Annotated in this window: 22 protein-coding genes and 4 pseudogenes; 11 read left to right on the forward strand and 15 right to left on the reverse strand. The window is 59.4% G+C overall.

The genetic code is table 11. The annotated features are described in order from the left end of the window. Positions 1 to 7 precede the first annotated feature (7 nt). On the forward strand, positions 8 to 607 hold the full coding sequence (locus MF410_RS35870; protein ID WP_097626106.1) for a TetR/AcrR family transcriptional regulator: 600 nt from the start codon (positions 8 to 10) through the stop codon (positions 605 to 607). Positions 608 to 697: 90 nt separating this feature from the next. On the opposite strand, the gene MF410_RS35875 is transcribed toward MF410_RS35870, so the two are convergent. The 5 genes from MF410_RS35875 to MF410_RS35895 form a co-directional block, all read right to left on the reverse strand. Then, positions 698 to 1,705 (reverse strand): HAMP domain-containing sensor histidine kinase, encoded by a 1,008-nt coding sequence (locus MF410_RS35875; RefSeq protein ID WP_131711082.1) that lies wholly within the window; start codon positions 1,703 to 1,705, stop codon positions 698 to 700. Further along, positions 1,705 to 2,409 (reverse strand): response regulator, encoded by a 705-nt coding sequence (locus tag MF410_RS35880; RefSeq protein ID WP_131711081.1) that lies wholly within the window; start codon positions 2,407 to 2,409, stop codon positions 1,705 to 1,707. The genes MF410_RS35875 and MF410_RS35880 overlap by 1 nt, the downstream gene beginning before the upstream one ends. Further along, positions 2,409 to 3,953 (reverse strand): DUF4173 domain-containing protein, encoded by a 1,545-nt coding sequence (locus MF410_RS35885; RefSeq protein ID WP_222134979.1) that lies wholly within the window; start codon positions 3,951 to 3,953, stop codon positions 2,409 to 2,411. The genes MF410_RS35880 and MF410_RS35885 overlap by 1 nt, the downstream gene beginning before the upstream one ends. Before the next feature lie 443 nt (positions 3,954 to 4,396). Further along, positions 4,397 to 4,585: a hypothetical protein gene (locus tag MF410_RS35890; protein ID WP_003572146.1), complete on the reverse strand. Its 189-nt coding sequence runs from the start codon at positions 4,583 to 4,585 to the stop codon at positions 4,397 to 4,399. Between the two features lie 168 nt (positions 4,586 to 4,753). Beyond that, the gene (locus MF410_RS35895) at positions 4,754 to 5,461 is read right to left on the reverse strand and encodes a VCBS domain-containing protein (RefSeq protein WP_239621343.1); all 708 of its coding nucleotides are present in this window, start codon (positions 5,459 to 5,461) and stop codon (positions 4,754 to 4,756) included. Positions 5,462 to 5,909: 448 nt separating this feature from the next. Here MF410_RS35895 and MF410_RS35900 point away from each other — a divergent pair, with 448 nt between their 5' ends. From MF410_RS35900 to MF410_RS35915, 4 genes and pseudogenes are all read left to right on the forward strand, one after another. Beyond that, positions 5,910 to 6,062: a hypothetical protein gene (locus MF410_RS35900; RefSeq protein ID WP_165503923.1), complete on the forward strand. Its 153-nt coding sequence runs from the start codon at positions 5,910 to 5,912 to the stop codon at positions 6,060 to 6,062. 26 nt (positions 6,063 to 6,088) lie between these two features. Beyond that, positions 6,089 to 6,321 (forward strand): annotated as a pseudogene (gene rpsU, locus MF410_RS35905) (30S ribosomal protein S21). A gap of 73 nt (positions 6,322 to 6,394) precedes the next feature. Beyond that, positions 6,395 to 6,589 (forward strand): hypothetical protein, encoded by a 195-nt coding sequence (locus MF410_RS35910; RefSeq protein ID WP_097626113.1) that lies wholly within the window; start codon positions 6,395 to 6,397, stop codon positions 6,587 to 6,589. 95 nt (positions 6,590 to 6,684) lie between these two features. Further along, positions 6,685 to 7,165 (forward strand): annotated as a pseudogene (locus MF410_RS35915) (pyridoxamine 5'-phosphate oxidase family protein). Between the two features lie 15 nt (positions 7,166 to 7,180). On the opposite strand, the gene MF410_RS35920 reads toward MF410_RS35915, so the two are convergent. After that, positions 7,181 to 8,092 (reverse strand): LysR family transcriptional regulator, encoded by a 912-nt coding sequence (locus MF410_RS35920; RefSeq protein WP_097626114.1) that lies wholly within the window; start codon positions 8,090 to 8,092, stop codon positions 7,181 to 7,183. Between the two features lie 96 nt (positions 8,093 to 8,188). Between MF410_RS35920 and MF410_RS35925 the strand changes: the two genes are divergently transcribed. Beyond that, the gene (locus tag MF410_RS35925; RefSeq protein WP_097626115.1) at positions 8,189 to 9,064 is read left to right on the forward strand and encodes an aldo/keto reductase family oxidoreductase; all 876 of its coding nucleotides are present in this window, start codon (positions 8,189 to 8,191) and stop codon (positions 9,062 to 9,064) included. A gap of 121 nt (positions 9,065 to 9,185) precedes the next feature. Here the strand turns inward: MF410_RS35925 and ppk2 are convergent. The 7 genes and pseudogenes from ppk2 to MF410_RS35960 all read right to left on the reverse strand — a co-directional run bounded on the left by ppk2 (position 9,186) and on the right by MF410_RS35960 (position 17,143). Then, a pseudogene (gene ppk2 / locus MF410_RS35930) lies at positions 9,186 to 10,099 on the reverse strand (polyphosphate kinase 2). A gap of 109 nt (positions 10,100 to 10,208) precedes the next feature. After that, a complete protein-coding gene (locus tag MF410_RS35935; RefSeq protein ID WP_131711147.1) occupies positions 10,209 to 11,861 on the reverse strand; it encodes a GMC family oxidoreductase in 1,653 nt (550 codons plus the stop codon). A gap of 81 nt (positions 11,862 to 11,942) precedes the next feature. Further along, positions 11,943 to 13,025, reverse strand: a complete 1,083-nt coding sequence (locus MF410_RS35940; RefSeq protein WP_239621346.1) for an ATP-binding cassette domain-containing protein — start codon at positions 13,023 to 13,025, stop codon at positions 11,943 to 11,945. Between the two features lie 7 nt (positions 13,026 to 13,032). Continuing rightward, positions 13,033 to 13,917 carry a carbohydrate ABC transporter permease gene (locus MF410_RS35945; protein WP_097626119.1) on the reverse strand — a complete coding sequence of 295 codons (885 nt, stop codon included), beginning with the start codon at positions 13,915 to 13,917 and terminating at the stop codon, positions 13,033 to 13,035. After that, positions 13,917 to 14,804 carry a sugar ABC transporter permease gene (locus MF410_RS35950; protein ID WP_183779969.1) on the reverse strand — a complete coding sequence of 296 codons (888 nt, stop codon included), beginning with the start codon at positions 14,802 to 14,804 and terminating at the stop codon, positions 13,917 to 13,919. The genes MF410_RS35945 and MF410_RS35950 overlap by 1 nt, the downstream gene beginning before the upstream one ends. A 92-nt stretch (positions 14,805 to 14,896) precedes the next feature. Continuing rightward, positions 14,897 to 16,129 carry an ABC transporter substrate-binding protein gene (locus tag MF410_RS35955; protein WP_222134977.1) on the reverse strand — a complete coding sequence of 411 codons (1,233 nt, stop codon included), beginning with the start codon at positions 16,127 to 16,129 and terminating at the stop codon, positions 14,897 to 14,899. Positions 16,130 to 16,189: 60 nt separating this feature from the next. Continuing rightward, positions 16,190 to 17,143, reverse strand: a complete 954-nt coding sequence (locus MF410_RS35960; RefSeq protein WP_183779975.1) for a sugar phosphate isomerase/epimerase — start codon at positions 17,141 to 17,143, stop codon at positions 16,190 to 16,192. 221 nt (positions 17,144 to 17,364) lie between these two features. On the opposite strand from MF410_RS35960, the gene MF410_RS35965 reads away from it, so the two are divergent. Next, complete coding sequence (locus MF410_RS35965; RefSeq protein WP_097626123.1) at positions 17,365 to 18,435, forward strand: LacI family DNA-binding transcriptional regulator; 1,071 nt, start codon at positions 17,365 to 17,367, stop codon at positions 18,433 to 18,435. A gap of 63 nt (positions 18,436 to 18,498) precedes the next feature. On the opposite strand, the gene MF410_RS35970 is transcribed toward MF410_RS35965, so the two are convergent. Next, on the reverse strand, positions 18,499 to 18,921 hold the full coding sequence (locus tag MF410_RS35970) for a type II toxin-antitoxin system VapC family toxin (RefSeq protein ID WP_097626124.1): 423 nt from the start codon (positions 18,919 to 18,921) through the stop codon (positions 18,499 to 18,501). Next, positions 18,918 to 19,172 (reverse strand): type II toxin-antitoxin system Phd/YefM family antitoxin, encoded by a 255-nt coding sequence (locus MF410_RS35975; RefSeq protein ID WP_037093691.1) that lies wholly within the window; start codon positions 19,170 to 19,172, stop codon positions 18,918 to 18,920. The genes MF410_RS35970 and MF410_RS35975 overlap by 4 nt, the downstream gene beginning before the upstream one ends. Positions 19,173 to 19,447: 275 nt before the next feature. On the opposite strand from MF410_RS35975, the pseudogene MF410_RS35980 reads away from it, so the two are divergent. From MF410_RS35980 to MF410_RS35995, 4 genes and pseudogenes are all read left to right on the forward strand, one after another. Continuing rightward, positions 19,448 to 21,323: pseudogene (locus MF410_RS35980) on the forward strand (adenylate/guanylate cyclase domain-containing protein). Positions 21,324 to 21,441: 118 nt separating this feature from the next. Continuing rightward, positions 21,442 to 22,776 carry a hypothetical protein gene (locus tag MF410_RS35985; RefSeq protein ID WP_222134976.1) on the forward strand — a complete coding sequence of 445 codons (1,335 nt, stop codon included), beginning with the start codon at positions 21,442 to 21,444 and terminating at the stop codon, positions 22,774 to 22,776. A gap of 8 nt (positions 22,777 to 22,784) precedes the next feature. Then, a complete protein-coding gene (locus MF410_RS35990) occupies positions 22,785 to 23,390 on the forward strand; it encodes a hypothetical protein (protein WP_222134975.1) in 606 nt (201 codons plus the stop codon). A gap of 33 nt (positions 23,391 to 23,423) precedes the next feature. Beyond that, positions 23,424 to 23,804, forward strand: a complete 381-nt coding sequence (locus MF410_RS35995; protein WP_222134974.1) for a hypothetical protein — start codon at positions 23,424 to 23,426, stop codon at positions 23,802 to 23,804. Positions 23,805 to 23,907 lie beyond the last annotated feature (103 nt).

Consider the following 23,907-nt stretch of genomic DNA (forward strand, 5'->3'; position numbering starts at 1 on the left):
GGTTTTCATGCGTTACAGCGCCGAACACAAACTGGAAACCCGGGCCCGCGTCATCACAGCCGCGGGTCAGGTCTTCCGCAAGGACGGTTATGGCGGCGCCGGAATCGACGCGCTGACGAAGGCCGCCGGCGTGACGAACGGCGCCTTCTACGGACATTTCAAATCGAAGGCCGAAGCCTTTCGCACGGCCGTGCTGGAGGGGCTCCAAGATCTGCGGCAGGGAATCGCCGCGCTGAAGACCAATCAGCCGAAAGACTGGCTGCCGACATTCGTCAGCTACTATCTCGGTTATAAAAGAACATGCGATTTGGGCGAGAGCTGTGCTCTGCCGAGCCTTTCGCCCGACGTGATGCGCGCGGATGATGAAACGCGAAGCGCCTATACGGCGGAGATCAAACGCCTCGTCGAAGAAGTTGCCGCCGGCCTGCCGGAGCACAAGATGGAGGGCGGATCCGAAACAAGCCGGGAAGATCAGGCGATCCTGCTTCTCGCCACGCTGAGCGGCGGTGTCACCCTTGCGCGCGCCGTGTCCGACCCGGCGCTGTCCGAACGCATTGCAGATATCATCGCGCAGGCGGCGTTGACGGCAATAAAACCGCACAACTGATCCGCTTGCTTCCGAGCGGCATCAGGTCCAGAAGGTCAACGTGGGAACAATCTTCAGGCAGAAGTGAACCCCTTCCCAATCATAAGAGAATTACACGGGTAAGGTGATTTCGAACTCGGCGCCTGCGCCGGCCGTCTGCAGCAGGCGGATCGTACCGCCATGGGCGCTCAGCATGGCGCGAACGATGCCGAGACCCATGCCGGTGCCGCCTTGTTCGCGGCGGGTTGAAAAGAACGGCTGAAAGATACGTTGGCGATTTGACTCGGAAACACCGCCGCCGTCATCACGGACTAGGATAACGGTTGTCCGGGCATCCGCCGACACGCTCAATTCCAACAGCGTGGCGCCTTGCTGAAGGGCATTCTCGGCGAGATTGGCGAAGACGATATCGGCCGCTTCCCGTGGAAGAGCAACTGATGTCTCCGTATCGCCTTTCCCGGAAATATAAAGGGCGGGGAATTGCCCGCGCAGTGCGGGCAGGATATCCGAGATGTTGCTTTTGCCCTCGGCTACCGGGGTTTCCGCTTGCGCAAGTTCTCTCAGCCGCTGCAACAGCGCATCGAGCCGGGCTGCATCGGCGACGATATTATCGAGAAAGTGTAAACGCTGCGCTTTCGTCATCGGCCTTTCGGCATCGTCGTCGCGCAAAAGTTCCGCTGCCCCGCGAATGGCCGTCAGCGGCGATTTCAGTTCGTGGGAGACATGTGCGGCGAATGAGCCGACATATTCGGTGCGATCGACCAGTTTTCCGGCGAGATCGAGGAAGCTTTGCGACAGCACTGCGATCTCGCGCGTTCCGTAGCTTTCGAGCGGCCGGATTGCTCCCTTGCCGCCGCGGGCAATCTCTTCCGTGCGGGCGATCAAGGCGTCGATCGGGCCGGTGATGGTGCGCGTCAGCACATAGGCAATAGCGAGCGTCAGCATGGCCACAACCGCGAGAGCGACGATTTCCGCCGGCGCCATCCGGTTCGAACTCGCCTCGACCGCACGAAACCAGATGACGATCAGGATCGGCAGCGCCATGACGGCGAGAAGTACGACATAGACGATCAGCGCCAGCGTCGGGCGCCATTTCGTCCTGACTTTCGGTGCCGGCATCAGGCCTTCCTCCCGCTTTTACTGCCGAGTTTGAAGCCGATGCCGTGAACCGTCGCGATGATCCCCTGGCCGCCGGCCGCCAGGAACTTGGCCCTGATGTTGCGGATATGGCTGTCGATCGTGCGGTCGGCGACATAGGTTCCGGCGCCATAGGCCGCCTCCATCAGTCGTTCGCGGCTGAAGACCATGTCGGGGCGTGACAACAATGCGTCCAGGATGGCGAATTCGAGCACCGTCATCGAAATGGCGCTGTGCCCGAACATGACCGTCCTGCCTAGGCGATCCAGGCTGAGCTCGCCGGCGACAAAGATGGCGCGGCGCCTCTCAGGCTCCGCTTCGCTGCCGCTGCGCTTCAAGATCGCCTTGACCCTGGCAACGAGTTCGCGCGGGCTGAACGGCTTGGTGACATAATCATCCCCGCCGATTTCCAAACCCAGCACCCTGTCGATCTCCTCGTCGCGCGCGGAAAGAAACAGGATCGGCAATCCCGATGTCTTACGGATCTGGCGGCAGACCTCAAGACCATCCATATCCGGCATGCCGATATCGAGAATGATCAGATCGATGCTGCCGCGGCGGAAAGCCGCGATCGCCTCGGTGCCGTTGCGAACGGCCGTCGATATCAGACCGGCACGCTCAAGAGCGAAACAGATCACATCGCGGATGTGAGGTTCGTCATCGACGACAAGAATGCGGGGCGCCATCAGCGGTCCTGTGTTGGTTTGTCCTGCTTGTTGTCATCGTTCTCGTTCTCTCTTGCAATGGCTGCAGGAGATAGAAGATAGGTCTCCAGCCGTGCAGACCGAAAGGTCCAGCTCCGCCAGTCGCGCGGCTGCATCTCAAAATCCCTGACGAGGTAAAAGCGAGCTGTCACCGCTTTGCTTCTTTGGTCGATCAGATGGCGCGGCAGCTTCTGGAGATAGAGATCGAGCGCCGGAATGACGGAGGGACCGAGCGAGGAGAGATAAGAGAGGTCGAGCGGCGGACCTTCCTGGCTGATCTCCTGGCTGTGGGCGACATTGAAACGGGCGATGAAAGCCGAAAAATCGAAGAAGGAACTGATGTAGAGAACCAAAAGCAGGGAGGCAAGATTCGCAGCGACCAGCCACTCATTGGATCGGTTGAGCAGAATGCGCAGCAGGATTAAGACAAGGCCGATGGCGACGATACCCATCCAGAGACCGGCGGCGACACGCAGTTCTGTCAGCGAATAGACCTCGACATAAAGTCCAAGCCGCAGCATCGAGGAGAGGCAGAGCAGGACATTTTGGCCGATCCAGGCATGAACGAGGCCGCGGATCAGCGCGCTATGATCACCGGGCCCGCCGCGCCGCATGGCGACGAGGACGAAAGCTGCGGCAAGAAGTGCTGTGGCAATCAGCGGATAGGCGCCGCGATGGGCATATTCGGCATGGCTCATGTGCTCGGGCAGATCTGCGCCGCCCCAGAGATAGACGAGATCGAGAAGCGTCTGCACGGCAAAGATCGCGTTGAACAGGATGAGCGACCGCAGCAGCGAAGCATGACCGAACGGCGCACTCCTGGTGGGCACGATCATGAACGGCCGGCCGGCCGGCGGCCTCTTGGCGCGACGCTTCAGGCGCGGCCGCAACATCGCCCAGACGACAACGGCTGTTATCATCCAGAAGCCGATCCGCCAAAGATCGAGAAACTGCAGCAGAACGGCAAAATCAATACTGCGCAGCGCGATTTCAATAAGCGGGTTCGCAGTTGCAAAGAGGGATACGAAGACCGCCGCGAGGATGAGCGGCATGAGCCAGAGGCCGACGCCCTGTCGGACCATGGTGAAGGAGAAACGTTTTCCCGGTGTCGCAAGAGACTTCCTGATATCTTCGGCAAGCCGCAGGGGAATGACGAGGGCGAAACGGAAGAATACGAGGGGCAGGGCGGGCAGGCGGCGGGGGAGGAGCCTGGCGCTGATGAGCGCAACCGACATTAGCGCGCCGAGGCAAAGGGCAACACCAGTCAGCGAAGGCGATTCCACTAGGGGCGCCGACGCCAGAATCGAAAAGCTGAGCAGGAACGCCGCCATCGAAAGCCGAGGTCTCCTCCTGGCCGAAAGCAGAATGCCCGCGAAGACGGCGAGCGCGAAAAGGAAAAGGTTTATACCGAGTTGGTGGCCAAAAATCAGAAAATCCGCAAATCCCACCAGCGCAAGCAGCGCGACAGTTCGGCCGCTGCCGCGTCTGATTGGCATCGGTTCTGTCAAAGTATTGGCTGTATCCATTGCTGTTCCTCTTGCGGATGCTGCGTTTCGATCACGATGAGCCTGCTTCCCAACCTCGCCGCGGCAGGCGAGTCTTGAGGCTCCTGTGCAAGCCACCACCCGTCATTGCGCAGGCGTTCCGGCAAAGCTGGGGATGGGTCGCCGGGCTGGATGTCGTTCGTGCTCATGGCGGAAACATGCCGCGCCGGATTGCAGATTTTGTGCAGAGGGTGAGGAGCAATTCAGGAATCTTCGGGGACGTGAAGATACGGAAAGGCTCACGGCCGCCCGAAGACGGCTTGTCATTCACGCTTCTCGCGGCAGGCGCTGCCCATTCGCGTGGAATGGCGCCGCGCTTTTTTAACAGTCAGGGTGGCCGGGTGTCACCCAGTCACGCGACGTCTGGCAGCCTCGTTCGCCGACGAGTTGGTATGTGCCAGAAGATCAAAGGAAATATACAAGGCTCATCTGAATCGTGGTGCGCGCTTGGCATTGTGAAGCAGTTCGCAGGCTGTCGCGAATGGCCCGAAAAGTTTGAGCAACAGCGCCTGTTCCTCGGCATCTATCCGATGGCGAGCGCAGTACTCGGTTACCGACCAGACTTTCGTCAGATCATCGGTCTCAATTTGCTTGGGTTCGATGTGTTCGGTCAAGGGCGTGTCCTCCGAACTTCGAGACTACGCTTCCCTAGCTTATATAAGAACTAGCTAAAAAGAATTATTTTCGGCGGAATAAGTCAGGTGCCGTCAAGACACACGAATATACGAAAACGCCCGCCGATTGCACGGCGGGCGTCACGTCTCACAGACTATCGCAACTGATCAGGCGATATGAGCGTCGGTGCCGGTGATGTTGAGCGTCACCTTGGCAGTGTCCGTGTGGCCTTCGCCGTCGGAGATCTTGTAGTAACGGAGAACTTCCGTGTAGGTTTGACCGTCATTCAGATCTGTGTTCAGGTCGTAGGTGAACGTGCCGTCCGACTTGACATGGAACGTGCCGTAGGTCCCGGCAACGTCGGTTACAGCGTCGGCAGTGCCGTCTACCTTGGTGGTCAGGAACTGGCGGAGGAACATCTTGCCGTTGTCGCCGGCAATGTCGTTATCCAGAACGTTGCCACCAATGGCATGGCCTTCGGTGAAGTTGTAGACATCATCAACCGCGATCGGCTTGACCTGGGTTACGCCCTGAATGTTCAAAGTGAACAGGCCGACGTCGGTATGACCGCTGCCGTCGGAGATCTTGTAGGAAACCTTTTCCTGGTACGATTCGCCGTTGGCGAAGCCGATCTTGGCAGCATCGCTCAGGACATAGGTGTAGCTACCGTCCGGCTTGACGAAGAACGTGCCGTAGTCGCCATGGATCTCGGTGATCTGGCTGTTGCCGCTCTTGGCGCCAACGGTCTCGCCGTCGAAGGCGCGCAGGAACAGGTGGCCGTTATCGGATGAATTGTTGGAAAGCAGATTACCGGAAATTACGTCAGTTTCTAGAAATGTTGCACTATCATCGGTTGCGTGTATCGGCGAAGCCATCGCTCTCTCCTTAAATTATTATGGCGGGTCAGTTTTGACCTCAGCAAGCGGCCCCTTTAACAACCTATTAATACTGCAAGTCAATAGGTTATTTAATGAAAGGTTAATGTCATCACCGATACAGGCGTTGCTTAATTTCTGGGCGAATAATTTCGTTTTCACGCCAAATTGAAGAAAATTCGAGCGAATCTATACCCGGCTAACTTGAACATCCGCAATGAATATATCTAAGGGTGATTCCGGGCCCTGAAACCGAACGATCCGGCTCAGCTGTTGCAATTGCACGCCACGCCAACTATTTTAGGGCCAAAGTGGAACTCGAAGCCGTCGCAGGCTTAGGAACGGGACGCTTGTACATCGGCTGAATCGGCGCACGCCCTTGAGGCAGCGCGGTGGTCAAATCCAAAACAATCGATGAAGCCGGCAATGGCCGGTAAAGGATTTCTTTTTGATCAATACCAATACAGCCACCGCGATTGCGGCGGCGAACTCGCGTGAGGGTGACGAGACCGTTCGCCGCGCTGCCAAGACTTGGAAGCCATTTCCATGCCTTCTCACCCGCCGTGAATTGCAGGCGCTCATCGCCGAGCAGCTCGGTTAAGCGTCCCTTACATCGGAGAATTCGAAATGCAGGTAGTTGTCAGAGACAACAATGTCGATCAGGCCCTCAGGGTCTTGAAAAGAAAATGCAGCGCGAAGGCCTGTTCCGCGAAATGAAGGAACGGCGCGCCTATGAGAAACCTTCCGAACGGCGCGTCAGGGAAAAGGCGCAGGCGATCAGCCGGCAGCGTAAGGCGGCACGCAAGCAGCTGCAGCGCGAAGGCCTGATCGCCAAGCCGAAGCGGACGGCCGCCCGTTAGAGCAATTCCAGTCAAAGAGCGTACGACCGGCTTGCCGAGCTTCGACGGTTGCATTCCCTGGAAAGGACAGACAATGGACGAATTGAATAGCCTCACCGTTTCAGAAGAACGCCTCGAGGATTGCCGCGATGTCGTGGAGCCGGATCTGCAGGATCTCATCCAACGCGCATTGATCTCAGGCTTTTCCCGCGAGGAAATTCTCATCGCCGTCAGCGAACTGGTCGCTGAAGACTTCGCAATGGTCATGGAAACCCCAAGCGTGCATTGAGAAACAAGCGCAGGGACGGTGGCAGTGGTCGAGTTTGCGGAACATTGGCCACGGCAAATGGTTACTTCGTCTCCTCTTGCCAAATGGAGATGACGATGGCCGAGCATAACAATGCGACGCGGGTATGGGAACTGATCGACAGAATAGGGTTTTGCATGCTGACGACCCGCAGCGGTGACGATCTGCGTGCCCGCCCGATGTCCGCCTATAGCGCGCAGTCTCGAGAACGCGGTCTATTTTCTGACCGATGTGGCCAGCCACAAGGACGATGAGATCGCCCGCTGGCCAAATGTGTGCCTCGCCTTTGCCGATACCAAGGGGCAGAAATACGTTTCTCTGTCGGGCACGGCCGAGGTGCAGAACGACCGCGAAAAGATCAGGGAATTATGGGCGACGCCGGCCAAGGCGTGGTGGGACAATCCCGACGATCCTTCCATCCGCATCCTCAAGATGACCCCGTCTTCGGCCGAATACTGGGACAGTCCAGGCACGATCATCAGCTATATCAAGATGGCCGCCGCAGCGGTCTCGAACAGCAAGCCCGATATGGGCGACAATGCCGAGGTCCAGCTTTGACGGATCCAGCGCTGTTCAAGCCTGCCTGTTCGAGGCCTTGACGAAATCGATAAATGCCCTGAGCGGCGCCGGCACCAGTCGCCGTCCGGGGTAATAGAGAAACGGCCCGGAAAAGCGCTGCCACCAGGGTTCCAGGATGGGCTCGAGGGCGCCGGTGTCGAGGTGGGGGCGCAGCCAGTCCTCGAATACGCAAATGATTCCGGTGCCCGAGATCGCTGCGTCGACGGTCAGATCGGTCGCCCCGCCGACCCTGACGATCAACGGTCCTGACGGTTCGACCCGCACCACCTCACCGTCTCGCTCGAACTCCCATGGCGTCGTCAGCGCGCCGCTGGCAAAACGGCCCAGCAGGCAGGCATGGCCGAGCAGTTCGCTCGGATGCTGCGGCCGGCCATGGCGGTCGAGATAGACAGGCGAAGCTGCGGTGGCGAAGCGCTGGACACGCGGCCCGATCGGCACGGCGATCATGTCCTGCTCCAGCCGTTCGTCGTAGCGGATGCCGGCATCGCACCCGGCAGCGAGCACATCGACGAAACTCTCCTCGGTGATCACCTCAAGGCGAATGTCGGGATAGGCTTCGAGGAACGGCGGAACGATGGCGGGCAGCACCAGCCGCGCCGCGCTGACCGGTACATTGAGCCGCAGCGAGCCGGCCGGCCGGTCGCGAAATCCGTTGACCACGTCGAGCGCAGATTCCACCTCGGTCAGCGCAGGGCCGAGCCGCTCCAGCAAGCCTCTACCCGCTTCGGTCGGAACGACGCTGCGTGTCGTGCGGTTGAAGAGCCTGACGCCGAGCTCGGCCTCCAGCCGACGCACCGCCTCGCTGAGGAAGGAAGCACTGCCGCCGCTTACACGCGCGCCCTCGCGAAAACCACCGGCCCGCGCCACCGCAACGAAGGCATTGAGATCGCCCAAATCGACTTTCACTGTTCGCCACTCCGCACAGCCTGTGCGGATTGTAGCGAATTATCAAGCGCGCCGACAACGCCTATCTTGGCGTCATCTCTTGAAAGGAGTGAGGTCATGTCCATCATCGATCGATCCGGAACCTTCAAACTCGGCGACCGCAACGTGAAGCGCCTCGGCTACGGAGCCATGCAGCTTGCCGGGCCAGGCGTCTTTGGCCCGCCCAGGGATCATGGCGCGGCCTTGGCCGTGTTGCGCGAGGCGGTTGAGAGCGGCGTAGACCACATCGACACCAGCGATTTTTATGGTCCGCACGTCACCAACCAGATCATCCGTGAAGCGCTCCATCCTTATCGTGACGACCTTGTCATCGTCACCAAGCTCGGCGCACGACGCGGCACGGATGGATCATGGAACCCTGCCTTTTCGCCGGAAGAACTGACGGCGGCGGTCCACGACAATCTTCGTAATTTAGGGCTTGAGGTGCTTGACGTCGTCAACCTCAGAATCATGTTCGACGTTCATGGCCCCGCGGAAGGCTCGATAGAAGCACCCCTGACGGTGCTTGCCGATCTCCAGCGGCAGGGCTTGGTCCGTCACGTGGGCTTAAGCAACGCCACATCGAAGCAGATCGCCGAAGGGCGCGGGATCACCGAGATTGTCTGCGTGCAGAATCAGTACAATCTTGCGCATCGGGCCGACGATCGCCTGATCGACGAACTCGCCCGCGATGGCACTGCTTATGTGCCCTTCTTCCCGCTCGGCGGCTTCACCCCGCTGCAGTCGTCCACCCTGTCCGATGTCGCCGCACGCCTTGATGCCACGCCCATGCAAGTGGCACTCGCCTGGCTGCTACGCCGCGCGCCGCACATCCTGCTGATCCCCGGCACCTCGTCCGTTGGCCATCTGAGGGAGAACCTCGCCGCTGCCGCGCTCGTTCTGCCGGATGAGACTATCGACGAACTCAACCAAATCGGAAACATCGCCGCCTGATCTTCTAAGGCCGCGCACTATCGCTGCACCACGCTCACACGTGGGATAGCGATAGCCGAAACTTCGGCGAAGCTGGGGTCCGCTCGTCATCTGCGACCGTGAAGGCAGGTAGAGTTATGCCTCAATATCGCTCCGGCACGTGCATTTCAGGCGGAACCGGCGCCCTGTTATAGTCGGCGTGGCGGATACGATCCGGCAGCTCGATATCCGGTTTCGGAACATCCTCGTAAGGGATCTGTTCGAGCAGATGGGCGATGCAGTTCAATCGCGCCCGTTTTTTGTCCACCGCCTGCACCACCCACCAGGGTGCATCCTTGCTGTGGGTGCGCGCCAGCATTTCTTCCTTGGCCTTGGTATATTCCTCCCAGTGGACACGGCTTTCCATATCCATCGGTGAAAGTTTCCACTGCTTCAGCGGATCGTGGATGCGCATCTTGAAGCGGAATTCCTGCTCCTCGTCGGTGATCGAAAACCAGTATTTGATCAGCACGATGCCGGAGCGGACCAGCATCCGTTCGAATTCAGGCACCGAGCGGAAGAACTCCTCAAGTTCTTCCGGGTGCAGAACCCCATGACGCGCTCGACGCCGGCGCGATTGTACCAGCTGCGGTCGAAGAGCACGATCTCGCCAGCGGTTGGGAGATGCGGGACGTAACGCTGGAAATACCATTGATGGCGCTCCCGCTCGGTCGGGGCGGGCAGCGCGACGGTGCGGCAGACGCGCGGATTGAGCCTCTGGGTGACGCGCTTGATCGCGCCGCCCTTGCCGGCCGAATCCCGGCCCTCGAAAAGCACGACGACCTTCAGCTTCTTGTGCTGAACCCAATCCTGCAGCCGCACCAGTTCGTGCTGCAGCCGGAAGAGCTCGCGGAAATAGATCTTTCGCTCGAGCGTCTGTTCGGCCGGTTCCGACATTCCCTCGGCGACCAGATCGTCCAGCCGGTCCTCCTCCATCTGCATTTCCAGCTCCTCATCGAAGCTGTCGGCGATTTCGGCCTTTATCCGGCTGAGCTGGTCCTGATGTGATTGCGACATGGTTTTTCCCTTCCTGCTTTTGTTGACAGGAGCATGTCAGTGCGAAGGTTATATGACGACCACTGATCGAGCTGAAACGGTTACTCCCGCCTCTCGTTCCAAGCGCGCCTTAAAGCTGCTCCGCCCGGTACCGGTCGACCAGGTTTCGGCAGGCGCGGATCGTCAGGGCCATGACGGTGAGCGTCGTGCCGGCGATGCCACTGCCGGGAAAGGCGCTGGCGTCGGTGACGATGAGGTTTGGGGCATCCCAGACCTGATTGAAAGGGTTGAGCACCGACACGTCCGGGCTTTCGCCCATGCGGGCACCGCCGGTTTCGTGGATTGCCGCACCCATGCACATGGTCTTGCGAAACCATGTGCGAAACATGAAGCGGCTGAAAGCATCGGCGTCGGGGAAAGCGCCCTTGCCCATCTCCTTGAGGCCGGTGGGCGAGCCGATGAATTCGAGTTCTCCGCCGACCTCGCTCACCATGGCGATCAGCGTCTCCTCCTGCAGGCGAAGCAGCGCCTGCTCCTCCGCCTGCATGACGCAGCGGATATGCGGCACGGGAATGTTCCAGGCATCCCTACGCCTGACGTCGAGCGTGATGCGATTGTCTGCATAGGGCAGCATCCGGCCGAAACCGAAGAAGGCGAGACGTGCATCTGTGTCCCCGGAGACCGGCGCGCGGCCGACGCTTCCCTGGTAGTCGAAATCGCCACGGGCGGCGTCGCCCTCGCCGAAGCGGGGAATGAAGATCCCGCCTGACGGATTGTAGAACGGGTCGGTCGGCGCAGACTCGTCGACCGCCCAACCCTTCGCCTTCGAAAAGGACCCAAACGCGAGGCACGGAAGCTGATCCATGAAATAGCGGCCGAGGGCGCCCGAGCTGTTGCCGAGCCCATCAGGATGTTTCGCCGACGCCGAATTCAGCAGCAGTCGCACGCTCTCGATCGGCGAGGCCGAAAGCACCACCGTCGCGGCTCGCGCGGTCGATACTTCGCCCGTATTGCGATCGATGAACTCCGCTCCGGTGGCGCGGCCGGTCTTCTCATCCGTGGTGATACGGCGAACGACGGCGTCGTAGAGGATGGTCAGGTTGCCGGTCGCCTTTGCTTCTCGCAGCGGTCGCGGCATCCGGTCGGCGTCAGGCGCGATGTAGCGCCAGGAAACGACATGCCTTTCCGGCCAACGGTTTTCAACCGCCTGCTTGAAGATCTGTTCGGCGGGCGTCAGGCTTGCCGGCTTCGCATAGATGCCATCTGGCAGCGTGGCCACGTTGTCCTTGTTGCCGTAGAGCCCGAGATAGGCCTCGATCTCGTCGTAGAAAGGCACCAGCTCGTCATAGGAGACCGGCCAGTCCACGCCCTTTCCGGCGCGTGAGCGGATCTTGAAATCGTCGTCGGTCCAGCGCAGCAGCACCCGGCCGAAACTGTGGAGGCGCCCACCGCCCTGGCGGCCGCGGATCCACAGGAAAGGCTCGCCCTTTGGCGTCGTATAGGGATTCTTGCGGTCGTTGACAAAGAAATGGCTGAAGCGCTCGGTAAAAAAAGCCGCCCGCGCCTGGATCGGTTGACCCTTGATCGTGGCCCGGGCGCGCTCCCAGATATTGATGCTGCTGGCGGGCGCCTTCTTGCGTGCAGGGTCGAAATCTTGAGGCCCGACGGCAGGACCTGCCTCCAGAAGGAGCACAGATAGTCCTTGCGCCGTCAGTTCCTTGACCGCGAAAGAACCCGCCGCGCCGGAGCCGATCACCAGCGCATCATAGACGATCTCAGACATGTCTTTCCAAATCCTGTCCTGGAGCAATTGCTCAAAACGGCACGCAGCGCGCCGGCAATTGCGAGAAAACCAAGGGGCGCATCAGAGCCGCGATCCGTCGGCGACGAAGAGCGACGCCTTGGCGATATCGAGCCCGGGAGCCACCGCGTCGCCCGGCTGCAGATCCACGTCGCCCATGAGTCTCAGCGAGAGGCTTTGATCGGCCCAGTCGAACCAGACGACCGCATCCGACCCCATCGGCTCGACGACGGAAACGCGGCCGGGAATGGTGGGCAGGCGGCTTGTCGCCCCGTCGAGCACGAGGTGTTCGGGGCGAAAGCCGAGTGTTGCCGGTCCTTCCGCCGCCCCCGCGCTAAAGGCATAGCCGGAGAGCTCGACGGCGAGCCCTTTGCTCCGGAAGAGCGGCGAGGCGCCGCTGCGCTCGATCCGGCCTTCGACGAAATTCATCGCCGGCGCGCCGATGAAGCCGGCGACGAAGAGATTGGCCGGACGGCGATAGATCTCGGCCGGCGAAGCGAGCTGCTGGATCAGACCGTCGCGCATGATGGCGATGCGGTCGGCAAGCGTCAGCGCCTCCACCTGGTCATGGGTCACGTAGATCATGGTGTTGCCGAGGCGCTGATGCAGCTTCTTGATCTCGACGCGCAATTCGTTGCGCAGCTTGGCGTCGAGGTTCGACAGCGGTTCGTCGAAGAGGAAGACATCGACTTCCCGCACCAGCGCCCGGCCGATGGCGACACGCTGGCGCTGGCCGCCGGACAGCTCCGCTGGGCGCCTGTCGAGCAGCGCTTCGAGATGGAGGAGGGCGGCCGTTCGGGCGACACGGGCTTCGATCTCGGCTTTCGGCAGACCGGCGACACGAAGGCCGAAGGAAAGGTTCTTGCGGACCGACATGCGCGGGTAAAGCGCATAGGACTGAAAGACCATGCCGATGCCGCGGTCCTTCGGTTCTTCCCAGCTGACGTTCTTGCCTGAGATCCACACCTCGCCTGATGTAATATCCTGGAGGCCGGCAATTGCGCTCAGAAGCGTTGACTTGCCACAGCCGGAAGGGCCGAGCAGCACCAGGAATTCCTGCGGGGCGATATCGATCGACAGCTTCTCGATCACCTTATGGTCGCCATAGGCGATCTTCAGGTCCTTGACGGAAACGGCAGATTGCATGGAAACGTTACCCCTTGACTGCGCCGGCGGCGATGCCGCGCACGAACCAGCGGCCGGATAGGAAATAGATGGCGAGCGGAACGATGGCGGTGAGGATCGTCGCCGCCATGTTCACGTTGTAGGTCCGCTCGCCCATCGTGGTGTTGACGATATTGTTGAGCTGCACCGTCATCGGCAGGTTGTCGCGCCCGGCAAAAACCAGGCCGAGCAGGAAGTCGTTCCAGATGCCGGTGAACTGCAGCATGGAGACAACAACCACCATCGGCACGGCGATCGGCAGCATGATCTCGAAAAAGATGCGCCAGAAGCCGGCGCCGTCGACGCGTGCCGCCTTGCAGAGCTCTTCCGGCACGCTGACGAAATAATTGCGGAAGAGCAGCGTCACCAGCGGCAGGCCGAAGATGACATGCACGAGAATGATGCCGGCGAGCGAATTGTAGAGATCGATATTCGCCATCACCCGGACCATCGGGTAGAGGAAGATCTGATAGGGGATGAGACCGCCGGCCATCAGCAGACCGAAGAGCAGGTTTGCCCCGCGCGGCCGCCAGAGCGACAGCGCATAGCCGTTGACGGCGCCGATGAAGACCGAGAGCGCCACCGCGGGTAGGGTGATCGCCACCGAATTCCAGAAGCCGCTACGAATGCCGACACAGACGGTTCCCATGCAGGCGCCCGACCAGGCGGTCACCCAGGCGGAGAAATCGAGCGTCGCCGGCAGGGCAAAGATCTGACCGAGCCGGATTTCGTCCATCGATTTCAGCGAGGTGACGACCATCGTGTAGAGCGGCAGCAGGAAGAAAAGCGCGGCAACGACCAGGAAGGCATAGAGGCCGATCCGCCCGGCCGTCAGGCGCGCCGGTTTCGGGCCGTTCGGATGGGGACCGGTCATCACGCGGCTCCCTTTGCTCTGGCGCGGATATGCATCGCGTAGCGGAAGGGAGCGACGGCGATGATGACGCCGAGGACAAGTACTGTTGCGCCGGCTGTGGCGAGGCCGAGATTCTGGCGCCCGAACAGATTGTCCATAATGAATTTTGCCGGCACCTCAGTCGCATTGCCGGGACCGCCATTGGTCATGGCGACGACGATGTCGTAGGTCTTGATCACGCCCATGGCGAGCAGCATGCCGGCCGCGGCCAGCGCCGGCCCGAGCTGCGGCAGGATGATCGAGGTGTAGATGCGCCAGACGGGAATGCCGTCGATGCGCGCCGCCTTCCATTGCTCGGCCTCGATGCTGCGCATGCCGGCAAGCGCGATGACCATCACCAGCCCCGCACCCTGCCATACGCCGGCAAGCACGAGCGCATAGATCGCCATGTCGCGATTGACCACCCAGTCGAGGACGAAGCTTTCCCAACCGAGCGACCGCACGCTCGCCTGGATGCCGAGCGTCGGATTGAGCATCCATTGCCAGATCAGCCCGGTCACCACGAAGGACATGGCATAGGGATATAGAAATATGGTTCTGAAGGCGCTTTCGAAGCGGATCTTTCGATCCAGCGCCGCGGCCAGCAGAAAGCCGAGCAACAGGCAGCCTGCGACGTAGAGCACGCCGAAGATCAACACGTTTTGCAGCGATGCGAGCCACTTGGCGGAAGAGAACAGCTTCGAATACTGGGCAAATCCGACATAGGTCAAGGATGGAAAAAGCGTCGAGTTGGTGAAGGACAGGCGGATCGACCAGGCCATGGTGCCAATGAAGACCGCGACCGCGGCGAACCAAGTCGGCAGCAGGGCGATCGTGGCGGAGAGATTGAGTTTGCGTTTGATGGACATCGGCCAGCTCGTTGACGGAAAGCGGGGCACACCGCGCGAGGCAGGGGTGGCGGCCGCGGCGCCGGGATCAGGCCGACGCCGCCGGCACTATTCTACTCGAAGACGGCGAAGAAATTCTCAGCCGCAGAGGCCGCATCGTTCGAGCCACCGCTCCAGTATTCGTCGACGAAATCGTCGAGCGCGCCGACCTGCTGAGGTGTCAGCACGATTGCCTGATCCGGGACGATCGCGCCGGAAGCCATGAGCTCGACACCCTTCTGGGCGCAGACATCAAGCTTCGACTTGTCGACATCGGTGCGCATTGGAACCGAGCCCTTCTTCAAAGCGAACTGGACCTGGACGGCGGGATCCATGACGACTTCGGCGAGAAGTTTCTGCGCCTTGTCGGTCGCGGCATTGCCGGTCTTCGGGAACCAGAGGGAATCGGCGATATACACCATGCCCTTGGACTCCGGCACGATCATGCAGCCGTAATCTTTGCCCGGTTCCTTGCCGGCAACGGTGAATTCGCCCTTTGCCCAGTCGCCCATGAACTGGACGCCGGCCTTGGCGGTGATCAGCATGGCTGTTGCGTCGTTCCAGTTGCGGCCGGCAGCCCCGGCATCGACATAGCCGCGCAGCTTGCCGAGAATTTCGAGGGTCTTCTTGACGCCGTCAATGGAGGCCTGGCTCTTGTCCTTGTCGACATAGATCTTCAGGAAGCCGTCGATCCCGACCTGCGAGAGCAGGATCATGTTGAAGACCTTGGTCTGCTGCCAGGGCTGGCCGCCCCAGGCAACGGGAACGATGCCGGCAGCCTTCAGCTTGTCGAAGTCGTCGAAGAACTCGTCCCAGGTTTTGGGCTCCTCGGCGATGCCGGCCTTGCCGAAGGCTTCCTTTGAATAAAAGACCCAGCTCTCGCCGTGGGCGCCGGTCGGCGCGAGATAGACCTTGCCGTCGTAAGAGATGAGATCATGGATCGATGTCGGCAGGACGTCGGCCCATTTGCCGGCAGCGGCGACATCGTCGATCGGGTTGAACAGTCCCTGGCCGACGAAATCCGCAGCGGCGAGACCGATGACACCCTGCTTGGCGCCGGGCGCGTCACCGGCGACAATACGGTTCTGGAACGCCGCGTCGGCGGCGCCGAAGCCGGCGATCGAGGAATCCTTCCAGACGCCGCCGCGCTTTTCGAATTCGGTCTTGATGACGTTGAGGGCTGCCGCTTCGCCGCCCGACGTCCAGGACGACATGATCTCGATTGTTGGCTTGTCCTCAGCATGCGCCGAAGCGAAGAGACCGGCGAATGCCACACCGGCAAGAAAAAGCTTCATCATGGTCTTCATTGTTCCACCTCTTGAAAATGCCCTCTTTGCGGGGCGTTCGTTGTCTTCAGGATTGTCTTGTCAGCGATAGATCGGCAGGAGCGCCTGCCGGACGAGCGTTAGCCCATTGGCGATGTCGCTGACCGGATCCGGCGCGGCATCGAGTTCGAGGATCGCCCAACCTTCATAGGCCCGGTCGCGCAGCAGTCGGATCCAGGCCGGCCAGTCGACCCGACCGAGGCCGAAGTCGCAGAAATAGGGACGGTGGCGATCGTGGATATGCTTGTCGATCGGCGTGTCGGCGGGCATGGGGCCGATCGCATCCTTCCAATGGGCGATGATCATCCGCTCGTGATGGCGATCGACGAGTTGAACGGGATCGGCACCGGCAACGATGATATGGGCCGTGTCCGGGCACATATGCACATAGGCCGGGTCGGTCAGAAGCATCATCAGATCGACGTCACGCGCGGCGGCAAAGATCGAATGCGCCTCGGTATGCAGCGCCAGCCGCACGCCCCTGGCGTAGAGGATCGCTCCGAGCCGGTTCAGAAAATCGGCAATCAACTTGGCGCGGTCGAAATCATGAAACTGTACCGGTTGGGCACCGAGCGTCTGGCGTAAGGGCGCGCCGATCACCATGATGTCGCTGCCGCAGGCTTTCAGGAAGTCGGCATAGCGTTCCGCCTTGTCGATCAGCGCGCGCTGAGCCGCGGGGTCGGCAAAATCACCCGCCGCCTCCAATTCCGCGAAGAAGCCGCTGCAGAGCGTCAAGCCGCGTTTTTCCAGCTCGGCCGCGAAAGCGTCGACCGAACCATAGGTCTTGATCGCATCCTGCCAGTTGAAGGGAGAAAAAGTGAGTTCGACCCCGGTGACGCCGGAGGCCTGGACGCTGTCGAGGATCTTGTTCCAGAAGGGGCGCGGTTCGGCGCGCGCATAGGCGACGATCGCATCATCGCTATCGACGCCCCAGAAGCCGGGATGAAAGAACGTCACGAGATCGACGCCGAAGTGCAGCCTGTCGCCAGTCGCCATAATTTGTCCATTCTCGAGGCACGACCCATCGGCGTGCGGAACAGCAGTCCCGCATCCAATAAGTTATGGGTTTTCAACGCATTAAGAAATGGCAATCGTTTGCCATTTGAAGATGATAGCCAAGCTGATCTTTTTGGCAAGCGATTTTTGGCAAACGTTTGCTATCGACCATAGCCTGTCTTAAAGTTGCAAATCGAAGCATCCGAGAGAAAGAAATAAACGTGAATAAAAACAAGGATGTGGTCAGCGAGGATCAATCGGGCGCATTGATGGCCGATGTCGCGCGGCTCGCCGGCGTTGCGATATCGACGGTCAGCCGTGCGCTCGCCAACCCGGGGCGGGTTAACGAAAAGACCCGCGCCAAGATCAACGCCGCGGCCAAGCAACTCGGCTATACGCCGAATGCGATGGCGCGCGGCCTCAGGGTCGGCAAATCCAACATCATCATGATCATTCTGCCCGGATCGCTTTATTACGGCGTCTCACAGATCATTCCGCAGGTCCTGCAGAGCATCAACAAATCGCTGATCCAAGGTGGCTACAATCTGATGATCGCCAACCTCGATCGTGATGAGATTTCCGAGCGGCACATTCTCGATCTCGCCTTCGGCGGCAGCGTCCGCGGCGCCATCATTCTGTCGTCGAAGCTTCCCGAGGTCGACGGGCGCTCGCTGGCAAATTCCGGCCTGCCGATCGTGTCGATGCTGCTCGACATGAGCGATGCGGGCCTGCAGAGCGTCGTGACCAATGACCGCGAAGCTGTGCGCGATGTCACGGCCGAACTGATCCGGCTGGGCCATCGGCGGTTTTTCTATCTTGCAGGACCTGAAGGCAATTATCACGACGTCGAGCGCTATGGCGGTGTGCTCGAGGCGCTTGAGGCAGCCGGCTTACCGAAGGAGTCCGTGCATCGCTCGGGTGGTCGCCTCGATTATCAGCACGGTTTCGATATCGGCGTGCAGGCGGCAGACGATTTCGCGGAGTTGGCTGAAAAACCGACGGCGGTCATCGCCACCAGCGACGACATGGCCATTTCATTCGTCAGCCGCATCAAGCGCGCAGGTTTGAGCATTCCCGACGATCTATCCGTCGTCTCCTTCGACGGCTCCCCGGTCTGCGAATTCTCCGCGCCGCCGCTCTCGACGATCGAGCAGCCGGTGGAAGAGATGGGCCGCGCCGCGGTGGAACTCCTGCTCGACGCCATTGGCCAAAAGCAAAACCCGGTCTCGGTGCGCACCATCATCCGCAGCAAGCTTATCCTGCGGGAAAGCATCGCTCCTCCGAAGAGCTGACGCGGCAACACCGGCTGTGTATCTCTGACGCCGCGATCTGATCCATGCAAGCAGCTCTGCTGCTCAGCCTTGCCAAGGATCGACAATGACGACACCGGTGCCGTCGAAATCTCTCACGTTTCGCGTCACCACGGTGAGATTGTGAACGAGTGCGGTCGCAGCAATCAACGCATCGGCCTCGTTGCGCCGGTCGGGAATATGCAGATGCGCGCAACGCGTTGCAATGGCATCGTCGATTGGCAGGATCCGGCCAACGAATTCCGGGCGCACATGGTCGTCCAGCCATGTGCGCAGGCGTGAGCCTTGGCGCGCATCTCGTCGCTGGATCGCAAGCACGCCTCGTTCCAATTCGAGAATGGAGATTGCAGAGAGATAAAAGTCTGAAGCGTTCGCGGTTTCGATCCACGCCACGACTTGAGGATCAGCCTTGCCATCACCAACCTTGCGCAGCTCCGAGATGACATTCGTATCCAGCAGATAGCTCAAGACAGGTCAACTCCGCGGGTTTTGATCTCGACCCGCGTTGGCATGAAGTCGATTTCCGATAAGCCCGGCATGGAAAGCCCATCGACCAGGCTTTGGCGGCTGCCGGAAAGACGTTGAAATTCTTCATATGTCAGAAGCACATGGGACGGCTTGCCGCGGTCCGTTATGATGACGGGCCCCTTTTTTGCAGCTTTCTTCGCACTGCTGACATCGTGATTGAGCTCGCGGCTGGAAAGCGTGGTAACGGTCATGGCATGCCTCATGTAGGTATTTACCTACATATAACATTGCCGGCCGTCAGAACAAGCATTGTGTCGTCGTTGAATTCATTCGTCGACAATATCAGCCATATCTCTGACTAAGCAGGGCCCGTGGCATGCCGATCTTGCCGTGAGCTTGCAACTCCGGGAGTTCTTTCGGCCGGGAGAGGGAGATTTTAGTTGTCAGTAATACAATCGTCCGGCAACATTACCGGCTAGCTTCTAGAATTGCATAGTATTGCCACCAGCACGTTGGGGAGACGGGCATGTGTGCAGAGCTTCTTGAACGTCGGCTGGCGGCTATCTTGGCTGCCGATGTGGTGGGCTACAGCCGTCTTCTGGAGGCAAACGAAGAGGAGACGCTCAACGCCCTTCGTCTACATCGCCGGGAGCTCTTCGATCCTGCCGTCGAAACCCATGGCGGGCATATCATCAAGATAATGGGGGACGGTTTCCTTGTCGAGTTCGGCAGCGTGCTGAGTGCTGCACGTTGTGCGGTCGAAATCCAGCGCGGCATGCTGGAGCGCAACATCGGAATTCCTGCGGACAGGCATTTTGCGTTCCGAATAGGCTTGAATCTGGGTGACATCGTCTTCGACGAGGACGATTTTCATGGGGACGGCATTAATGTGGCAGTCCGGCTGCAAGCCCTTGCGGCGCCTGGTGGTATCGCCTGTTCGGCGGCCGTGCGCCACGAAGTCGCAAACAAGCTCGGCCTCGATTTCGCAGACCAGGGCGAAAAGACCGTCAAGAACATCTCCCGTCCGGTGCACGTCTATTTTGCCGATTGGGGCAATGTCGCCTCCGGTGAAGGCATGCCGCTTGCCACAAACGGCCACACGCAGGCACCCGTCAACAAGCCATCCGTAGCAATCCTGCCATTTGCCAACATCAGCGACGATCCCGCCCAGGAGTTTTTCAGCGACGGCATCACCGAGGACATCATCACTGATCTATCGAATGTTTCAGGCCTCTTTGTCCTGAGCCGCAACACCGTCTTCACATGGAAAGGCCGCAGCGAGAACCTGCAGCGCATCGCCAGGGAGCTTGGCGTTGCTTACATCGTAGAGGGCAGTGTCCGCAAAGCCGGCAACCATCTGAGGATCAATGCCGAATTGATCGACGCAGCTAGCGACGGTCACGTCTGGGCCGCACGTTACGACCGCGACCTCACCGATATCTTCGAGGTTCAGGACGAGATCACGAAGGCAATTGTCGAGCAACTAAGGGTCAAGCTGCTCCCGGAGGAAAAGGAGGCAATCGAGCAAGCGCCGACAGAGAGTGTCGAAGCCTATACGCATTTCCTCAGAGGGCGGGAATACTACCATATTGCCTCGCGCTCGAACCATCTGATGGCCAGGCAGAGCTTCGCCCGAGCCATCGAATTGGATCCGAATTATGCCCGCGCCTATGCGGGAATTCGCGGTTTGCGATGCGCGTTTGCGATCCCAGTTCGGCACCGGGATTCCGGTAGAGGACATTCTGGCGAATACGACGATGGCGCTCGTTATCGATCCCAATCTGGCGGAGGCCCATGCGGCGAAGGGATTTGCTTTGGCGGTCGCCGGCAATCGCACCGAGGCAGTTTCTGCATTCGAGCAGGCTTTGTCGCTCGACGCCAATTGCCACGAGGCAAATCGGTACTATGCCGAATTCTGCGTCACCGAAGGTCAATTCGAACTCGCGGCAACGCACTTCCAGCGTGCGATGGAAATCAAGCCTGCCGATTATGGTGCGCCGATCATGCTTGTGAACGTCCTTCGTTCGCTCGGGCAAATAGACAAGGCCAGCAGCTATGCGCGGATCGCCTTGAAAAAGGCGGAGGAAGAACTGCGGCTACATCCGGAGAATGCCAATGTTGCCTGCCTGGGAGCGACGGCGCTGGCCTTTCTCGGTGTCCGCGATCAGGCTCTGGAGTGGTTGGCCCGTTCTCTGGCAACGGATCCAGATGATATCAACATTCAGTACAATGCTGCTTGCACTTATGCACTGCTTGGCGAAATCGAGCGAGCGATAGACTTGCTCGAGGTCTGGATGCCTCAGGTCGGCATCGAGATGCGGCTGTGGTTCAAGAACGATTCCGACCTCGATCCGATTCGCAGTCACCCCCGCTATTTAGGGTTGGTTGAACTGTCAGAATAACGCCCCGGTACATTTTTGCAGGCTGGCTCTAATTCTATTTTACTACTTGCTAAAATGCTTGCGAGCGCCGATCGTCAACTTAAACTGGCAGCATAAAAGTCTTTTGAGGGGGGAGCGGATGGGCACCCGGTTCAGACTTTTTGTACAGCCTCCATTTGAAGATCCTCGGTCTCGTCCCGAGATCGTCGAAGTTTCGTCTCCGTTGGGTAGCGTGACAGCGGGCCCGGCCGACGATCGCATGTTCGTTGTGGAGCCGGTCGGCAAGACCGGTCCTTACGGCGTGAACCGCGGGCCGCTCGGTACGCCATACGTGTGTCTGCCGCCCTGGACCGGGAAAATCCTTGAGCCCGCCACCCCCGACGCGTGCGGCAATTTCGACTATCTCCGACCGTCGATGGCTGGCTTCGAAGCCGCGCATGTTTTTGGATGCGTGCGGTTCACACTGGATGTGTGGGAGCGCTATCTCGGCCAACCGCTCACCTGGCATTTTCGTGATCATTATGACCGTCTGGAGATCTCGATCCTGCGGCGCTGGGACAATGCACAATATGGCTATGGTTTCCTCGAAGTCGGCAACCAGTTCGAGAGCGACGGGCGCGTCCTTCCCTTCAGCCTGGATTTCGACGTCGTCGCGCATGAGGTGGGGCACGCGATCATCTTCAGCGTTTTGGGCGTGCCGCACCCCGAAGCTGAGTATCCCGAATATCTTGGTTTTCAGGAGGCCTTCTCCGACTGCGTGTCGCTGATCGCGGCCATGCATTTTCCGTCGGTAATCGACAATGTTCTCGCGGAGACGCGCGGGAACCTCTACCGGGCAAACCGCCTGTCACGCTTTTCGGAATTTTCGCCGCATCGCCAGATACGGTCGGCAAACAACAAACGGACGATGGCCGAGTTTGCGCGTCGTGGGTGGAAGGACGAGCACGAGCTTTCGCAGCCGCTGACCGGTGCGATATTCGACATCCTCGTCGACATTTTTCATGAGAGCCTAGTGGCGCGCGGCCTGATCTCCCACGCGGTTGAAGATCTGGCAGATGTTGCCGAGTTCGATCCAGCCGCCGAGGCGCCCGTGCAGTATGCTTTCGACCGTGCTTTCGCGTGGAATTCGGATGGGTTTGTCGAAGCATTGCTCGACGCCCGCGATATCGTCGGGACATATCTGGCGGAAACCTTGTGGGCTCTCGCTCCCGACTTCCTCGATTACGGCGACGTCGCGAGAACGATGCTTGCGATTGATCAGGACGAAAGTGGCGGTCAGTTCGCACGGATCATCAGTAGGAACTTCAGGCGACGGGCGATTGGTGAAATGCACGCTGGCCCGCATCTCAAAGGCGGCGGCCATCATAGTCACGTCCACTCTGCTCGGACGTTGCTGCCGATAGATTATCTGGAGCTTCCGAAAATGACCTTTCGCGAGAAAGTTCTGCTGTCGAGATCAATGAGCAGTCAATAATCCGGTAAATGGAGGGAGAAGTGGCAGACAATGAAACCTTACTCGGCCTATCAGCGGTACATTTGTTCGGGCGCCCACTGAGTGATCTGATTCTCAGAGGTGGACCGATCTATCAGAATCTAAGCGTACCAATTGCAGGAAGAAATAATTTCCTGAGAGACCAGCTCGGTGCAGCCGACGCGGTTCTGGCGCGTATCTTTGCTTTCTCCTTCGAGGGAGCATTCATTGAACTTGGTCGGCCAGCCATCTTCGTTGTCCACGGTCCTGGGGCCGATCCAGACGATCCACCCCCGAGGAACGTGGCCGGTGATATCGAGTATGACAGATTGTATCGATCCCCTGGTTCGAGTGCACGAACCGGCCTTGGTTCCCAATTCGGGGCACTCGCTAAGGACATGAGGGTGTGGATTTATGACAAAGGCGATGTCTCAATGAGGCTTGATGCCGAAACAGGGACCCTTGAGCAAATCCTGCTGTCGGCCGAGGTTTCAACCGACCCTAGAGGAATGACCAGCGGCGCAATGTCCCGATCGGGCGGCGCCTTGTCCCGCTCTGGTGGTGTGATGTCAAGATCGGGCGGGTTCATCCCTCGCAGATCGAGCGATAACGACTAAACCCATTATAAGGACGGAACTCGGGAGGATTATATGGCCATCGTGAACCCTAAAGTTAAAGTCGTGCGCCTTGAGCCGGAGATTGTTGTTGCTCCGTTACTTGTTCGAACTCCATTCAAGATCATAGGCTCTGGCCTCAACAACAAGATATACGTTTATATATCTACCCAAGAAGACGGTAGTGATGACGTTTCAAACCCAAATGGCTACGACGAGAAGCAGAAAGACAAATATAAAATCAAAATCGATACTGACACTTCTGGTACAAGCACAGATAAAGTGTTGTCGTTAATTGTTAAACCGGAGCTTGACGCCGGCCCGTTCGACGAAAAAACAGAATTTTGGGTTGCTATAAAACTGGATGATATGAACGGTAAGTTCGAAGCGGCACGAAAAACGTTCAAACTCGTCTGACGTCGCGGTCACTTTGTCAATCACGGGTTGCGGTCCAAAGGGTTGACGTCGTTCATCAGGCGCTTCCTCCGACCTGCAACAGATGAGCACGCGAGCCGTCTCC

This window comes from Rhizobium sp. C104, from assembly GCF_022354505.1.
GTDB lineage: Bacteria > Pseudomonadota > Alphaproteobacteria > Rhizobiales > Rhizobiaceae > Rhizobium > Rhizobium redzepovicii.

Bases quoted from the DNA above. Each gene is read 5' to 3' on its own strand.
- MF410_RS35955 (WP_222134977.1), bottom strand. From the start codon at position 16,129: ATGAAGACCATGATGAAGCTTTTTCTTGCCGGTGTGGCATTCGCCGGT.
- MF410_RS35885 (WP_222134979.1), bottom strand. From the start codon at position 3,953: ATGGATACAGCCAATACTTTGACAGAACCGATGCCAATCAGACGCGGC.
- MF410_RS35990 (WP_222134975.1), top strand. From the start codon at position 22,785: ATGGAGGGAGAAGTGGCAGACAATGAAACCTTACTCGGCCTATCAGCG.
- MF410_RS35940 (WP_239621346.1), bottom strand. From the start codon at position 13,025: ATGCAATCTGCCGTTTCCGTCAAGGACCTGAAGATCGCCTATGGCGAC.
- MF410_RS35935 (WP_131711147.1), bottom strand. From the start codon at position 11,861: ATGTCTGAGATCGTCTATGATGCGCTGGTGATCGGCTCCGGCGCGGCG.
- MF410_RS35995 (WP_222134974.1), top strand. From the start codon at position 23,424: ATGGCCATCGTGAACCCTAAAGTTAAAGTCGTGCGCCTTGAGCCGGAG.
- MF410_RS35960 (WP_183779975.1), bottom strand. From the start codon at position 17,143: ATGGCGACTGGCGACAGGCTGCACTTCGGCGTCGATCTCGTGACGTTC.
- MF410_RS35945 (WP_097626119.1), bottom strand. From the start codon at position 13,917: ATGACCGGTCCCCATCCGAACGGCCCGAAACCGGCGCGCCTGACGGCC.
- MF410_RS35875 (WP_131711082.1), bottom strand. From the start codon at position 1,705: ATGCCGGCACCGAAAGTCAGGACGAAATGGCGCCCGACGCTGGCGCTG.
- MF410_RS35895 (WP_239621343.1), bottom strand. From the start codon at position 5,461: ATGGCTTCGCCGATACACGCAACCGATGATAGTGCAACATTTCTAGAA.
- MF410_RS35880 (WP_131711081.1), bottom strand. From the start codon at position 2,409: ATGGCGCCCCGCATTCTTGTCGTCGATGACGAACCTCACATCCGCGAT.
- MF410_RS35950 (WP_183779969.1), bottom strand. From the start codon at position 14,804: ATGTCCATCAAACGCAAACTCAATCTCTCCGCCACGATCGCCCTGCTG.
- MF410_RS35870 (WP_097626106.1), top strand. From the start codon at position 8: ATGCGTTACAGCGCCGAACACAAACTGGAAACCCGGGCCCGCGTCATC.
- MF410_RS35925 (WP_097626115.1), top strand. From the start codon at position 8,189: ATGTCCATCATCGATCGATCCGGAACCTTCAAACTCGGCGACCGCAAC.
- MF410_RS35975 (WP_037093691.1), bottom strand. From the start codon at position 19,172: ATGACCGTTACCACGCTTTCCAGCCGCGAGCTCAATCACGATGTCAGC.
- MF410_RS35910 (WP_097626113.1), top strand. From the start codon at position 6,395: ATGGACGAATTGAATAGCCTCACCGTTTCAGAAGAACGCCTCGAGGAT.
- MF410_RS35985 (WP_222134976.1), top strand. From the start codon at position 21,442: ATGGGCACCCGGTTCAGACTTTTTGTACAGCCTCCATTTGAAGATCCT.